The organism is Pseudomonas sp. PDM03 (assembly GCF_014852385.1).
GTDB classification, from domain to species: domain Bacteria; phylum Pseudomonadota; class Gammaproteobacteria; order Pseudomonadales; family Pseudomonadaceae; genus Aquipseudomonas; species Aquipseudomonas migulae.
The window spans coordinates 149,819-163,710 of record NZ_JACVBM010000004.1 but is presented as its reverse complement, the minus strand read 5'-3'; the positions used below and the strand labels follow the sequence as shown (position 1 = coordinate 163,710).

The following is a 13,892-nucleotide window of genomic DNA, read 5'->3' as shown; positions in this document are numbered from 1 at the left end:
GGCCTCTAACCGAATTTCGAATTACGAGAAGTGAAACCACTACCATGATGCGCAGCCATTATTGCGGCCAACTGAACGAAAGCCTGGAAGGCCAGGAAATTACCCTTTGCGGATGGGTTCACCGTCGCCGTGACCACGGTGGGGTGATTTTCCTCGATATCCGTGATCGTGACGGTCTGGCCCAGGTGGTGTTCGACCCGGACCGCGCTGAAACCTTCGCCGCCGCCGACCGCGTGCGCAGTGAATACGTGGTTAAAGTGACCGGCAAGGTCCGCCTGCGTCCGGCCGGTGCCGGCAACGCCAACATGGCGTCGGGCATGATCGAAGTGCTGGGCTACGAGCTGGAAGTACTGAACGAATCGGAAACCCCGCCGTTCCCGCTCAACGAATATTCCGAAGTGGGCGAAGAAACCCGTCTGCGCTATCGCTTCCTTGACCTGCGTCGCCCGGAAATGGCCGAGAAGCTGCGTCTGCGTTCGCGCATGACCACCAGCATCCGTCGTTACCTCGACGAAAACGGTTTCCTCGACGTCGAGACGCCGATCCTGACCCGTGCCACCCCTGAAGGCGCGCGTGACTATCTGGTGCCGAGCCGTACTCACGCTGGCTCGTTCTTCGCCTTGCCGCAATCGCCACAGCTGTTCAAGCAGCTGCTGATGGTGGCCGGCTTCGACCGTTACTACCAGATCGCCAAGTGCTTCCGCGACGAAGACCTGCGTGCCGACCGTCAGCCTGAATTCACCCAGATCGACATCGAAACCAGCTTCCTCGATGAAAAAGACATCATGGGCCTCACCGAAGGCATGATCCGCAACCTGTTCAAGGAAGTGCTGGATCTGGAATTCGGTGAATTCCCGCACATGACCTTCGAAGAGGCCATGCGTCGTTACGGTTCCGACAAGCCTGACCTGCGTAACCCGCTGGAACTGGTGGACGTTGCCGACCAGCTCAAAGAAGTCGACTTCAAGGTCTTCAGTGGCCCGGCCAACGATCCGAAATGCCGTATCGCTGCCCTGCGTGTTCCTGGCGCAGCGAGCATGCCGCGCAAGCAGATCGACGACTACACCAAGTTCGTCGGCATCTACGGTGCCAAGGGCCTGGCGTACATCAAGGTCAACGAACGCGCCAAAGGCGTTGAAGGCCTGCAGTCGCCAATCGTCAAGAACATCCCTGAAGCCAACCTCAACGTGATCCTCGATCGCGTTGGCGCAGTGGATGGCGACATCGTGTTCTTCGGTGCCGACAAAGCCAAGATCGTCAGCGAAGCCCTGGGTGCACTGCGGATCAAGGTCGGTAACGACCTGGACCTGCTGACCTGCAAGTGGGCGCCAATGTGGGTCGTCGACTTCCCGATGTTCGAAGAAAACGACGACGGCAGCTTCACTGCCTTGCACCACCCGTTCACCGCGCCGAAATGCACCCCGGAAGAGCTGGAAGCCAACCCGGCGACCGCCCTGTCCCGTGCCTACGACATGGTTCTGAACGGTACCGAGCTGGGTGGCGGTTCGATCCGTATCCACCGCAAGGAAATGCAACAGACAGTATTCCGCCTGCTGGGTATCAATGAAGCGGAACAGGAAGAGAAATTCGGCTTCCTGCTCGACGCCCTGAAATACGGCGCGCCGCCGCACGGTGGTCTGGCCTTCGGTCTGGACCGTCTGGTGATGCTGATGACCGGCGCCCAGTCGATCCGTGAAGTGATCGCCTTCCCGAAAACCCAGAGTGCTGCTGACGTGATGACGCAAGCACCGGGTGTGGTCGATGCCAAGGCGTTGCGCGAACTGCACATTCGTCTGCGCGAAACGCCAAAGGCTGAGTAAGGCTGACCCTGAAGGCGCATCCTCATGGGATGCGCCTTTTCTTCAGGTCGAGATTTTTTGTTTGCTGGCCGGCACTTCGTGTGCGGCGGGCAATGTTTCAAAGAGAATTCGGAGCGAGTTATGGCGGGTCATTCCAAGTGGGCGAACATCAAGCACCGCAAAGAACGTCAGGATGCCAAGAAGGGCAAGATTTTCACCAAGTGGATTCGTGAACTGACCGTTGCTGCCCGTCAGGGCGGCGGTGATCCGGGCTCCAACCCGCGTCTGCGACTGGCCCTGGACAAGGCGCTGGGCGCGAACATGAGCCGCGACATCATCGATCGCGCGGTGGCTCGCGGCGCCGGTGCTGCCGACACTGATGACATGGTCGAGCTGACCTACGAAGGCTACGGCCCGGGTGGAGTGGCGGTGATGGTCGAGTGCATGACCGACAACCGCAACCGCACCGCAGCGGCTGTTCGCCATGCGTTCAGCAAGTGCGGCGGTAACTTGGGTACCGACGGTTCCGTGGCCTATCTGTTCGAGCGCAAAGGGCAGATTTCCTTCGCGCCGGGCGTGGATGAAGACGCCTTGATGGAAGCGGCGATGGAAGCCGACGCCGATGACGTGGTCACGAACGAAGACGGCTCCATTGACGTGTTCACCTCGTTCGCCGGTTTCTACTCCGTGCGTAACGCTCTGGAAGCCGCCGGTTTCAAAGGTGATGACGCGGAAATCGTCATGTTGCCGACCACCAGTGCCGAACTGGACCTGGAAGGCGCCGAGAAAGTCCTCAAGCTGATCGACATGCTCGAAGACCTGGATGACGTGCAGAACGTCTATTCCAACGCGGATATCCCCGAGTCGGTGGCCGCGCAGCTCGGCTGAAGGTGTCCCCTGTAGGAGCGAGCCTGCTCGCGAAAAACCTGAGAGCGCCGCGCTAATTCAGGTGTGGCGCGTTATCGTTAACGTCCATCGCGAGCAGGCTCGCTCCTACAGTGTTGTGGGTTCGCCACGCACATTCATTACAACCCGCAGGCGTTATGACTTTAATTCTTGGTATCGACCCTGGTTCGCGCATCACCGGTTATGGCGTGGTACGCGATACCGGGCGCGGCTGCGTGTATGTGGCGTCGGGTTGTATTCGTACCGGTTCCGGCGAGTTGCACGAGCGTCTGCAAATCGTCTATCGCGGCGTACGTGAAGTCATTCAGACCTACGGCCCGGTGACCATGGGCATCGAAAAGGTGTTCATGGCGCGCAACGCCGATTCCGCGCTGAAACTCGGTCAGGCCCGAGGCGCGGCAATCGTTGCCGGCGCCGAAGAGAATCTGGAAATCGCCGAATACACGGCCACCCAGGTCAAGCAGGCAGTGACCGGGACCGGCGCAGCGAATAAAGAGCAGGTGCAAATGATGGTGATGCACATGTTGAAACTCACCAGCAAACCGCAAATCGATGCCTCGGACGCCCTGGCCATTGCCATTTGCCATGCTCACACCCGTTCCAGCCTGTTGCCTCATGGTCTGGGCACGGCACGCAGTCGTGGCGGGCGCCTGCGTCTCTGATAGCATCAGCAGTCATTTTTACGGAATGAGGGTTTTGTGCCTGTGTTGTCGGCGCAACACCCTTGTTCTGTCAGTCGCCAGCCACCGAACTGGCCAACGCTCAAGGATCTGAAACGTGATTGGACGCTTGCGCGGCACACTGGCTGAGAAACAGCCGCCGCACCTGATTCTGGATGTAAACGGTCTGGGGTATGAGCTTGAAGTGCCCATGACCACGCTGTATCGCTTGCCGTCGGTCGGTGAACCGCTGACGTTGCACACCCATTTGGTCGTACGCGAAGACGCGCAGTTACTCTATGGTTTCGCCAGCAAGCGTGAGCGAGACTTTTTTCGCGAGTTGATTCGTCTCAATGGTGTAGGGCCGAAATTGGCCCTGGCGTTGATGTCGAGTCTGGAAGTCGATGAACTGGTACGTTGCGTGCAGTCCCAGGACACCTCGGCCCTGACCAAGGTGCCGGGCGTGGGCAAGAAGACCGCCGAGCGTTTGCTGGTGGAACTCAAGGATCGCTTCAAGGCGTGGGAAACTGTGCCTGCGATGTTTGCCCTGGTGCCAAACCAGCCAGGCGGGCCGGATATTGCGCCGGTCGCCACCGCGGAAAATGACGCCGTCAGCGCGCTGATTTCCCTGGGCTACAAGCCGCAGGAAGCCAGCAAGGCGATTTCCGCGATCAAGGAGAAAGGTTTGAGCAGTGAAGACATGATTCGCCGTGCCCTGAAGGGAATGATCTAAGTGATTGAAGCTGATCGTCTGATAGCCGCCACGCCGGGCCCGCGCGACCGCGAGGAAGTCCAGGATCGGGCGATTCGTCCTGTCAGTCTGGCCGAATACATTGGCCAGCCGACCGTTCGCGAGCAAATGGAGCTGTTCATCCAGGCTGCCCGTGGGCGTAACGAATCCCTGGACCACACTTTGATCTTCGGCCCGCCAGGCCTGGGTAAAACCACCCTGGCCAACATCATCGCCCAGGAAATGGGTGTGTCGATCAAAAGCACCTCGGGCCCGGTTCTGGAGCGTCCGGGTGACCTGGCTGCGCTGCTGACCAACCTTGAGCCGCACGACGTGCTGTTTATCGACGAAATCCATCGGTTGTCGCCGATTGTCGAAGAAGTGCTGTACCCGGCCATGGAAGATTTCCAGCTCGACATCATGATCGGCGAAGGCCCGGCTGCCCGTTCGATCAAGCTGGATCTGCCGCCGTTCACGCTGGTGGGGGCGACGACGCGCGCCGGCATGCTGACCAACCCGTTGCGCGACCGCTTCGGCATCGTCCAGCGTCTCGAGTTTTACAGCACTGCCGACCTGGCGACGATTGTCAGCCGCTCGGCGAACATTCTTGGCTTGCCACTGGATCCCGAAGGCGCATTCGAAATCGCCCGCCGGGCTCGTGGCACTCCGCGGATCGCCAACCGACTGTTGCGCCGGGTGCGTGATTTCGCCGAAGTCCGGGCCAAGGGTCACATCACCAAACCGATTGCCGATCTCGCCTTGAATCTGCTGGATGTCGACGAGCGTGGCTTCGATCACCAGGACCGCCGTCTGCTGCTGACCATGATCGAGAAGTTCGACGGTGGACCGGTGGGCGTCGACAGTCTGGCCGCCGCGATCAGCGAAGAACGTCACACCATTGAAGACGTGCTGGAACCGTATCTGATCCAGCAGGGCTACATCATGCGCACGCCGCGGGGGCGGGTGGTCACCCGGCATGCGTACCTGCACTTTGGTTTAAACATTCCGTCACGATTGGGCGAGATGCCCGTGGTAGACGAGTTCCTTGATGCAGTGGACGATTAATTAATCTTTGCGTGCTTATTTTTCGGGCATTGTGCTGTCCCAGGACCGTACTTTCGCGAGAAAGCCGCAGATCAATGAAAAACAGTTGCCTGGCCGGATTGGCAACCTGAGGAGTAAGCACTAGAGTATGCGCGCGCAAAACGGGCTTGAGCCTTTCGCACATCGTTGTCGCGTTTATTACGAGGACACCGATGCGGGCGGCATCGTGTATTACGTTAATTACCTCAAGTTTATGGAACGGGCTCGAACCGAGCGGCTCCGGGAGCTGGGCTTTGCCCAATCCCAGCTGGCAGGGGAGGACCTGTTGTTTGTCGTGCATTCCAGCGAAGCGCGTTACCACGCGCCGGCGCGACTGGACGACGAGCTACTGGTAAGCGCTGAAGTAATCGAATTGAACCGTGTCAGCCTGCGCTTTAAACAGCAGGTCAGGCGAGCCACGGATAATGCGCTGCTCTGTGAAGGGCAGTTTTTGGTGGCCTGTGTGCGCACTGAAAGTTTAAAACCCCGGGCCATTCCCGAAGCTCTACGTGCGGCCTTTGCCGACGTGAGCGGCGCGGGTACACACTCAAAGCAGGAGATAAAGCGTGGAAGCTAACGTCGTCGACCATTCCTCCATGTGGAGCTTGGTCAGCAATGCCAGTATCGTGGTGCAACTGGTAATGCTGATCCTGGTAGCCGCATCGGTGACCTCATGGATCATGATCTTTCAGCGCAGCAACTTGCTGCGCGCCGGTCGACGCGCCCTGGAGAGCTTCGAAGAGCGCTTCTGGTCGGGTATCGACCTGTCCAAACTGTACCGTCAGGCCGGCAGCAACCCGGATCCGGATTCGGGCGTCGAGCAGATCTTCCGTGCCGGCTTCAAGGAATTCTCCCGTCTGCGTCAGCAGCCAGGCGTTGACCCGGAAGCGGTCATGGAAGGCGTGGCCCGCGCCATGCGCGTCGCCATCTCCCGCGAAGAAGAAAAGCTCGAGCAGAGCCTGCCGTTCCTCGCCACTGTCGGTTCCGTCAGCCCTTACATCGGTCTGTTCGGTACGGTCTGGGGCATCATGAACTCCTTCCGTGGCCTGGCAACTGCCCAGCAAGCGACCCTGGCCACTGTGGCTCCAGGTATCGCCGAGGCACTGATTGCAACTGCGATCGGCCTGTTCGCCGCCATCCCTGCCGTTATCGCTTACAACCGTTTTGCCGCTCGCAGCGAAACGCTGATCGGCCGTTACTACACCTTCGCCGATGAATTCCAGGCGATCCTGCACCGCAAAGTGCACACCAGCGAAGAATAAGCAGGTAATTTCCAATGGCTTTAATCGCTCGAGCTCGCAAAAAGCGCAAGCCGGTTGCCGAGATGAACGTAGTGCCTTACATCGACGTGATGTTGGTACTGCTGGTCATCTTCATGGTGACCGCGCCGATGCTCAATCAGGGCGTGAAAGTTGATCTGCCCAAGGTTTCCAGCGAAGCCTTGCCGCAGGACAACAACACCCAGGTCCTGACCATTTCGATCAAGGCTGACAAGACCTACTACTGGAACCTTGGCAGCGAAGTCGACACTGAAAAGCAGCAGGACAGGGCAATGACCTTGCCTCAGATGACTGATGCGGTGACCAAGATCATTCGCGCCGGGACTGAAGGCGGCAAACGTACCCAAGTGTTCATCCGCGGCGACAAAACCGTCGATTACGGTTCCGTCATGGGTGCCATGGGCGGATTGCAGAAGGCCGGGGTCGGTAATGTTGGCTTGATTACCGAGGCACCCTGATGCAGCAAATGCGAGAGCCATCCGCCTCGGAAAGCTACTTCTGGCCTAGTGTCCTGGCGATTGTCTTGCACGTGCTGGTTTTCGGCATGCTGTTCGTCAGTTTTGCCTTCACACCGGAGCTGCCGCCGGCCAAGCCGATTGTCCAGGCGACCCTGTACCAACTGAAGTCGAAAAGCCAGGCGACCACCCAGACCAATCAGAAGATTGCAGGAGAGGCGAAGAAATCCGCCGCGCGCCAGACCGAAGTCGAGCAGATGGAACAGAAATTGATCGAGCAGGAAGCGATCAAGGCTGCGGAACAAAAGAAGGAAGACGCGGCTCAAAAAGCCGAAGAATCCAAGAAGGCCGACGAGACCAAGAAAGCGGAAGAGGCTAAAAAGGCTGATGAAGCCAAAAAAGCCGATGAAGCGAAGAAGACCGCCGAGGCCAAAAAGGCTGAAGAGAAACAATTGGCTGATATAGCCAAGAAGAAGTCTGAAGAAGAAGCCAAGAAAGCGGCTGAAGAAGAGGCCAAGAAAGCGGCCGCGGAAGAAGCCAAGAAGAAGATCGTCGAAGACGCGAAGAAGAAAGCCGCGGAAGACGCCAAGAAGAAATCTGAAGCTGAAGAGGCGAAGAAGAAAGTCGCCGAAGATGCGAAGAAGAAAGCTGCTGCCGATGCTGCGAAAAAGAAATCGCAGGAAGCGGCACGTAAATCCGCCGAAGAGAAAAAGGCTCAGGCCCTGGCAGATTTGCTTTCCGACACGCCTCAGCGTCAGCAGGCCTTGGCGGATGAGCAGGGTGACGAAGTCGCCGGCAGTTTCGATGACCTGATTCGTGCTCGTGCAGCGGAAGGCTGGGCTCGTCCACCTTCGGCACGCAAAGGCATGACGGTCGTGTTGCAAATCGGCATGTTGCCGGACGGTACGGTGACTTCGGTCAGCGTGTCCAAGTCCAGTGGTGACGGTCCGTTTGACGCGTCGGCAGTTGCTGCGGTCAAGAATATTGGACGTTTGACAGAAATGCAGGGAATGAAGCCGAGTGATTTCGCTCCGTATCGTTCATTCAAGATGACATTCACACCTGAGGATCTAGCCTTGTGAGAAACCTTCTTCGAGGAATGCTTGTCGTGATCTGCTGCCTGGCAGGGATTGCGACGGCAGATGAAAAAAACATTCTGGTCACCAGCGGCAGCGATCGGGCTACTCCGATCGCCGTCGTACCGTTTGGCAACCAGGGCGGCAGCGTGTTGCCGGACGACATGGCCGAAATCATCGGTAACGACCTGCGCAACTCGGGTTACTACTCGCCGATTCCAAAGCAGAACATGATCAGCCAGCCGAGCCAGGCCAGCGAAATCATCTACCGTGACTTCAAGGCGCTCGGCGCCCAGTACGTCATGGTCGGCAGCATTGCTCCGGCGGGCGGTCGCCTGCAGGTTCAATACGCTCTGTTCAACGTCGCCACCGAACAGCAAGTGCTGACCGGCAGCGTGTCGGGCAGCGTTGATCAACTGCGCGACATGTCGCACTACATTGCGGACCAGTCGTTCGAAAAACTCACCGGTATCAAAGGTGCGTTCTCGACACGTCTGTTGTATGTGACTGCAGAGCGTTTCTCCGAGAAGAACACGCGCTACACGCTGCAACGTTCTGACTATGACGGTGCCCGCGCCGTGACCCTGCTGCAATCGCGCGAGCCGATCCTGTCGCCGCGTTTTGCACCGGATGGCAAGCGCATCGCTTATGTGTCGTTCGAGCAGAAGCGTCCGCGCATCTTCATGCAGAACATCGACACCGGTCGCCGTGAGCAGATCACCAACTTCGAAGGCCTGAATGGCGCACCAGCCTGGTCGCCGGATGGCAATCGCCTGGCGTTGGTTCTGTCAAAAGACGGTAACCCGGATATCTATGTGATGAACCTGGGTTCGCGTCAGCTGACCCGTGTCACCAACGGTCCTGGCATCAACACCGAACCGTTCTGGGGCAAGGATGGTAATACCCTTTACTTCACCTCCGACCGTGGCGGCAAGCCACAAATCTACAAAACCAGCGCCAGTGGCGGTGGTGCGGAGCGTGTGACTTTCATCGGCAACTACAACGCCAATCCGAAGCTTTCGGCTGATGAAAAGACCCTGGTGATGATTCACCGCCAGGATGGCTTCACTAATTTCAAGGTGGCGGCCCAGGATTTGCAGCGCGGAAGCGTAAAAATCCTCACTGATAGCACTCTGGACGAGTCGCCTACTGTTGCGCCCAACGGCACCATGGTAATCTACGCCACCCGCCAGCAGGGCCGGGGAGTCTTGATGCTCGTGTCCATTAATGGACGCGTAAGGCTCCCGCTTCCTACCGCACAAGGCGAAGTCAGAGAACCTTCCTGGTCCCCTTTCCTGAACTGACGCGGCGCTACACGTTGTACTTAACACACTGGGGTTCATTAGGAGTTTCACGATGGAAATGCTGAAGTTTGGTAAATTTGCTGCGCTGGCTCTGGCCATGGCTGTAGCTGTAGGTTGCTCGTCCAAAGGCGGCGACAACGCCGGTGAAGGCGCTGTTGATCCAAACGCTGGTTACGGCGCTAACACTGGTGCCGTTGATGGCTCCCTGAGCGAAGAAGCTGCTCTGCGCGCAATCACCACCTTCTACTTCGAATACGATAGCTCGGACCTGAAGCCAGAAGCCATGCGCGCTCTGGACGTTCACGCCAAAGACCTGAAAGCAAACGGCGCTCGCGTTGTTCTGGAAGGCAACACCGACGAACGTGGTACTCGTGAGTACAACCTGGCACTGGGCGAGCGTCGTGCGAAAGCCGTTCAACGCTACCTGGTACTGCAAGGTGTTTCCCCAGCTCAGCTGGAACTGGTTTCCTACGGCGAAGAGCGTCCAGTTGCTACCGGCAACGACGAGCAGTCCTGGGCTCAAAACCGTCGCGTCGAACTGCGTAAGTAATTCGTCATGCGAACGTGCCGTCGTGCTGTAACTGTTTTGGCTCTCAGCCTCGCACCGCTTGCGGTGTGGGCTGCGGTTCCTGTGGTCGAGGACAACTCCGGCTATAACAATAGCGGGAGTAGTTATCCGCCTGCGGGTTACGGTACGAACGGCGCCTATGCCGGGGGAGGGGTTTCGGCCCCTGTCTCGGCACAGGGCGAGCTGTTCAACCAACTGCAATCGATGCAGGAGCAGATCTCGCGCCAACAAGGTGTGATTGAAGTTCTGCAAAATGATGTAGCGCGCATGAAGCAGGAAAACCTGGAGCGATACCAGGATCTTGATCGGCGCATAGGAACCGGCGTTGCACCAGCCGCAACTCCTGAGAATTCTTCCTCCGGTGGCAATTTGAACGCCCCCGGTGCAGCAGCGGGTGCAGGGGCGGCAGCCGCTCAGGCTCCCGCCGCGGGTAGCGAACCGGCGGATCCAGCGAAGGAAAAACTGTATTACGATGCAGCCTTCGACTTGATCAAGGCCAAGGATTTCGACAAAGCCAGTCAGGCTTTCTCCGCTTTCCTGCGCAAATACCCGAACAGCCAATACGCGGGCAATGCCCAGTACTGGTTGGGCGAAGTGAACCTGGCCAAAGGCGATCTGCAAGGTGCAGGTCAGGCGTTTGCCAAGGTTTCGCAGCTGTACCCAAAGCACAACAAAGTGCCTGATTCGCTGTACAAGTTGGCTGATGTAGAACGCCGCCTCGGTCATCCCGACAAGGTAAAAGGCATTCTGCAACAGGTTGTGTCCCAATATCCGGGCACTTCCGCCGCTCAGCTGGCCCAACGCGATCTGCAGCGTATGTAAGCTTGCTTGACCCATTTCGAAGAAACCCGCGCTTGTCGCGGGTTTTTTCGTTAGAATTCACGCCCTTTTTATGAAATACGCTTTTTGGGACCTGCGCGTTGGCGAGGTTCCTTGAAGTGCTGACGGAGGCGGACAGCCTGTTTAGCTGTTACGCCCGTGGCGACTATGCAAGACACATTGAGAATCACCGAAGTTTTCTACTCGTTGCAGGGGGAAACGCGGACTGCCGGGCTGCCCACAGTATTTGTGCGCCTGACCGGTTGCCCATTGCGTTGCCAATACTGCGACAGCGCCTATGCGTTCACTGGCGGTACTGTCCGAACGCTCGACGACATCCTCGAGCAAGTGGCCGGTTTCCGCCCGCGTTATGTGTGTGTCACCGGCGGAGAGCCGCTGGCGCAACCCAATGCCATCCCATTGCTCAAGCAGTTGTGCGACGCCGGTTACGAAGTGTCACTGGAAACCAGTGGTGCACTTGATATCTCGGCGGTAGATTCACGCGTGAGTCGCGTTGTCGACCTGAAAACCCCGGGTTCGAAGGAAGCGCACCGCAACCGCTATGAGAACATCGAGCTGCTCACCCCCAACGACCAGGTGAAGTTTGTCATCTGCTCGCGGGAAGACTACGACTGGGCCGTGTCGAAGCTGATTCAGTACGGTCTGGATCGCCGAGCCGGTGAAGTGCTGTTCTCGCCAAGCCACCATGACCTGAATGCTCGGGATCTGGCTGACTGGGTGGTGGCGGACAACCTGCCAGTACGTCTGCAACTGCAGCTGCATAAATATCTTTGGAATGACGAGCCGGGGCGCTGATATGACTGAACAATCGAATACTGCTGAAAAACGTGCGGTCATCCTCCTGTCCGGCGGGCTCGACTCGGCAACGGTCGTGGCCATGGCTCGCGCTGAAGGCTACAGCTGCTACACGATGAGCTTCGATTACGGTCAGCGGTCTCACGCCGAATTACACGCCGCTGAACGTGTTGCCCGGGACTTGGGTGTGGTCGAGCACAAGGTCATCGGTTTGAACCTGAACGGCATTGGTGGCTCGGCACTGACCGACAGCAGTATCGATGTGCCGGAAGAGGCAGGCGAGGGCATTCCGGTGACTTACGTGCCTGCTCGCAACACCGTGTTTCTGTCCCTGGCACTAGGCTGGGCCGAAGTGCTCGGGGCGCGCGACATCTTCATTGGCGTTAACGCTGTCGATTACTCCGGCTATCCGGATTGCCGTCCTGAGTTCATCGAGTCCTTCGAGCGCATGGCCAATCTGGCGACCAAGGCCGGTGTCGAAGGCAATGGCTTCCGCATTCAGGCGCCCCTGCAAAACCTGAGCAAGGCGCAGATCGTCCAGGCGGGCGTGAAGCTCGGCGTCGACTATGGTCTGACCGTTTCCTGCTATCAGGCGGACGATAAAGGCTACGCGTGCGGCAAATGCGACAGCTGCCGACTGCGTGCGGAAGGCTTCGCAGCAGCCGGAATCAGCGATCCAACACCTTATTTTTGATTTATTTCAAATTAGGTGTTGAATAGTCCTTAAAAATCAGTATTATACGCGCCACCACACAGCGGGTCGTTAGCTCAGTTGGTAGAGCAGTTGGCTTTTAACCAATTGGTCGTAGGTTCGAATCCCACACGACCCACCATTTTTGTAGCAGTTTTAAAAGTCTGGAAGGCCCACGAAAGTGAGGATTTCCGGATTTTTTTTTGCCTGGAAGAAAGTGCGCGGCGCGGACGGGGCAGTGGTGTATGGCTTTCGTAGGCGCGTGTCTTCGTAAGGGCCATGACAGGCGCCATTTTCGACATGGATGTTCAGAATGACAGGCTCATCTGACATACTGTGACAAAGTGGAATTGGCAGAGACATAAAGAGATGAAAGCCCGGATCGGGGCTCTCCTTCTGCCGTCCAGGCAATAGGGTTTCAACTTTTTCTCACCGTGGTTTTCATTGAAACTCCGAAAACCTAATGAGCCAAGGCCAAAACTTACCCAGTCGGAGCAGGCATGAGCACTGAAAAAATACTCTTCAATCGTCCATACATGACGGGTAAAGAGCTGTACTACATCGCAGAAGCCAAGTTTGGGAATATGCTGGCGGGTGATGGCTCCTTCACCAAGCGTTGTCATCAATGGATTGAACAAAGCACGGGCTGTAATACCGCGCTCCTCACTCATTCGTGCACCGCCGCACTTGAAATGGCTGCATTGTTGCTGGATATACAGCCTGGCGATGAAGTGATCTTGCCGTCCTATACGTTCGTTTCAACCGCCAATGCCTTTGTACTGCGCGGTGCGATCCCTGTATTTGTGGATATTCGTAAAGATACATTGAATCTGGATGAGAAGCTGATTGAAGCAGCCATTACTCCCCGGACCAGAGCTATTGTTCCTGTTCATTATGCGGGCGTGTCCTGTGAGATGGATACGATCATGCATATTGCTCGTAAGCATGGTCTCAAAGTAGTGGAGGATGCTGCCCAGGGTGTAATGTCCAGCTATAAGGGGCGTGCACTTGGGAGTATTGGTGATCTCGGTGCATTCAGCTTTCACGAAACAAAGAATGTGATTTCGGGTGAGGGCGGTGCGCTTTTAGTTAACGAACCACAGCTTTCGTTACGCGCTGAAATTATTCGTGAGAAAGGCACTGATCGCAGTCGCTTCTTTCGTGGGCTGGTAGATAAATATACCTGGCAGGAAGTAGGTTCTTCATTTTTGCCAGGAGAGTTGATTGCCGCATTTCTTTGGGCTCAACTGGAAGAGGCCAAAAGTATCACCGATCGACGATTGGCAGTCTGGGACTACTATCATGCTGCCCTTGCTCCTTTGGAGCAAAAGGGCTTGTTGCGTCGTCCAATTGTGCCGGAAGACTGTCAGCACAATGCGCATATGTACTACGTGTTGCTGGCGCCAGGCGTTGATCGACAGGCTGTCCTGGAAGCGTTGAAGCAAAACGATATATCCGCAGTATTCCATTATGTTCCTCTTCATTCGTCACCAGGCGGCCTGCGCTACGGACGAGTTCATGGTTCCATGGACAATACTGATGCACTTTCAGAGTCTTTATTGCGACTCCCTCTTTGGGTCGGCTTGGCACCAGAGCAGCAAGATCAAGTCGTGGACGTCTTGGCGCGGGCCATTAGTTAATCTACGTGTTTGGTGAAGAGTTGCAGTGAGATTCAATGGCGAACAGGGTGCCATTCGTGGCATCCG

General features: G+C 57.1%; 15 protein-coding genes and 1 tRNA gene. All 16 read left to right on the top strand.

Annotated features, from left to right (window positions below):
* Positions 1–44: 44 nt before the first annotated feature.
* The 16 genes from aspS to rffA all read left to right on the top strand — a co-directional run bounded on the left by aspS (position 45) and on the right by rffA (position 13,826).
* Positions 45–1,820 carry an aspartate--tRNA ligase gene (aspS, locus tag IB254_RS09260; protein ID WP_008029229.1) on the top strand — a complete coding sequence of 592 codons (1,776 nt, stop codon included), beginning with the start codon at positions 45–47 and terminating at the stop codon, positions 1,818–1,820.
* Between the two features lie 120 nt (positions 1,821–1,940).
* Positions 1,941–2,687 carry a YebC/PmpR family DNA-binding transcriptional regulator gene (locus IB254_RS09255; RefSeq protein ID WP_192417091.1) on the top strand — a complete coding sequence of 249 codons (747 nt, stop codon included), beginning with the start codon at positions 1,941–1,943 and terminating at the stop codon, positions 2,685–2,687.
* Between the two features lie 155 nt (positions 2,688–2,842).
* Positions 2,843–3,367 (top strand): crossover junction endodeoxyribonuclease RuvC, encoded by a 525-nt coding sequence (ruvC, locus tag IB254_RS09250; RefSeq protein WP_019693260.1) that lies wholly within the window; start codon positions 2,843–2,845, stop codon positions 3,365–3,367.
* Positions 3,368–3,482: 115 nt separating this feature from the next.
* Entirely contained in the window at positions 3,483–4,097 is a 615-nt protein-coding gene (ruvA, locus tag IB254_RS09245) for a Holliday junction branch migration protein RuvA (protein ID WP_008027783.1), read from the top strand.
* Entirely contained in the window at positions 4,098–5,159 is a 1,062-nt protein-coding gene (ruvB, locus tag IB254_RS09240) for a Holliday junction branch migration DNA helicase RuvB (RefSeq protein ID WP_008027785.1), read from the top strand.
* A gap of 127 nt (positions 5,160–5,286) precedes the next feature.
* Positions 5,287–5,754 carry a tol-pal system-associated acyl-CoA thioesterase gene (gene ybgC, locus IB254_RS09235; protein WP_008027788.1) on the top strand — a complete coding sequence of 156 codons (468 nt, stop codon included), beginning with the start codon at positions 5,287–5,289 and terminating at the stop codon, positions 5,752–5,754.
* Positions 5,744–6,439, top strand: coding sequence for a protein TolQ (gene tolQ / locus IB254_RS09230; protein ID WP_008027789.1), 696 nt, complete (start codon positions 5,744–5,746; stop codon positions 6,437–6,439). The genes ybgC and tolQ overlap by 11 nt, the downstream gene beginning before the upstream one ends.
* 23 nt (positions 6,440–6,462) lie before the next feature.
* Complete coding sequence (gene tolR, locus IB254_RS09225; RefSeq protein WP_161806672.1) at positions 6,463–6,915, top strand: protein TolR; 453 nt, start codon at positions 6,463–6,465, stop codon at positions 6,913–6,915.
* The gene (gene tolA / locus IB254_RS09220; RefSeq protein ID WP_008038679.1) at positions 6,915–7,994 is read left to right on the top strand and encodes a cell envelope integrity protein TolA; all 1,080 of its coding nucleotides are present in this window, start codon (positions 6,915–6,917) and stop codon (positions 7,992–7,994) included. Before tolR ends, tolA begins: the two co-directional genes overlap by 1 nt.
* Positions 7,991–9,292: a Tol-Pal system beta propeller repeat protein TolB gene (gene tolB, locus IB254_RS09215; protein ID WP_412548220.1), complete on the top strand. Its 1,302-nt coding sequence runs from the start codon at positions 7,991–7,993 to the stop codon at positions 9,290–9,292. The genes tolA and tolB overlap by 4 nt, the downstream gene beginning before the upstream one ends.
* 52 nt (positions 9,293–9,344) lie before the next feature.
* Complete coding sequence (gene pal / locus IB254_RS09210) at positions 9,345–9,842, top strand: peptidoglycan-associated lipoprotein Pal (RefSeq protein ID WP_008027793.1); 498 nt, start codon at positions 9,345–9,347, stop codon at positions 9,840–9,842.
* A 6-nt stretch (positions 9,843–9,848) separates the two neighbouring features.
* Entirely contained in the window at positions 9,849–10,682 is an 834-nt protein-coding gene (gene ybgF / locus IB254_RS09205; protein ID WP_192417090.1) for a tol-pal system protein YbgF, read from the top strand.
* Between the two features lie 165 nt (positions 10,683–10,847).
* Positions 10,848–11,495, top strand: a complete 648-nt coding sequence (gene queE / locus IB254_RS09200; RefSeq protein WP_192229105.1) for a 7-carboxy-7-deazaguanine synthase QueE — start codon at positions 10,848–10,850, stop codon at positions 11,493–11,495.
* Position 11,496: 1 nt separating this feature from the next.
* Positions 11,497–12,189: a 7-cyano-7-deazaguanine synthase QueC gene (gene queC, locus IB254_RS09195; protein WP_192417089.1), complete on the top strand. Its 693-nt coding sequence runs from the start codon at positions 11,497–11,499 to the stop codon at positions 12,187–12,189.
* A 63-nt stretch (positions 12,190–12,252) separates the two neighbouring features.
* Positions 12,253–12,328: transfer RNA gene (locus IB254_RS09190), tRNA-Lys, on the top strand.
* A gap of 358 nt (positions 12,329–12,686) precedes the next feature.
* Positions 12,687–13,826 carry a dTDP-4-amino-4,6-dideoxygalactose transaminase gene (gene rffA / locus IB254_RS09185; RefSeq protein ID WP_192417088.1) on the top strand — a complete coding sequence of 380 codons (1,140 nt, stop codon included), beginning with the start codon at positions 12,687–12,689 and terminating at the stop codon, positions 13,824–13,826.
* Positions 13,827–13,892 lie beyond the last annotated feature (66 nt).

Coding starts and splice junctions, on each gene's coding strand:
- ybgC (WP_008027788.1), top strand. CDS start 5,287: ATGCGCGCGCAAAACGGGCTTGAGCCTTTCGCACATCGTTGTCGCGTT.
- ruvC (WP_019693260.1), top strand. CDS start 2,843: ATGACTTTAATTCTTGGTATCGACCCTGGTTCGCGCATCACCGGTTAT.
- pal (WP_008027793.1), top strand. CDS start 9,345: ATGGAAATGCTGAAGTTTGGTAAATTTGCTGCGCTGGCTCTGGCCATG.
- queC (WP_192417089.1), top strand. CDS start 11,497: ATGACTGAACAATCGAATACTGCTGAAAAACGTGCGGTCATCCTCCTG.
- rffA (WP_192417088.1), top strand. CDS start 12,687: ATGAGCACTGAAAAAATACTCTTCAATCGTCCATACATGACGGGTAAA.
- tolA (WP_008038679.1), top strand. CDS start 6,915: ATGCAGCAAATGCGAGAGCCATCCGCCTCGGAAAGCTACTTCTGGCCT.
- queE (WP_192229105.1), top strand. CDS start 10,848: ATGCAAGACACATTGAGAATCACCGAAGTTTTCTACTCGTTGCAGGGG.
- ybgF (WP_192417090.1), top strand. CDS start 9,849: ATGCGAACGTGCCGTCGTGCTGTAACTGTTTTGGCTCTCAGCCTCGCA.
- aspS (WP_008029229.1), top strand. CDS start 45: ATGATGCGCAGCCATTATTGCGGCCAACTGAACGAAAGCCTGGAAGGC.
- IB254_RS09255 (WP_192417091.1), top strand. CDS start 1,941: ATGGCGGGTCATTCCAAGTGGGCGAACATCAAGCACCGCAAAGAACGT.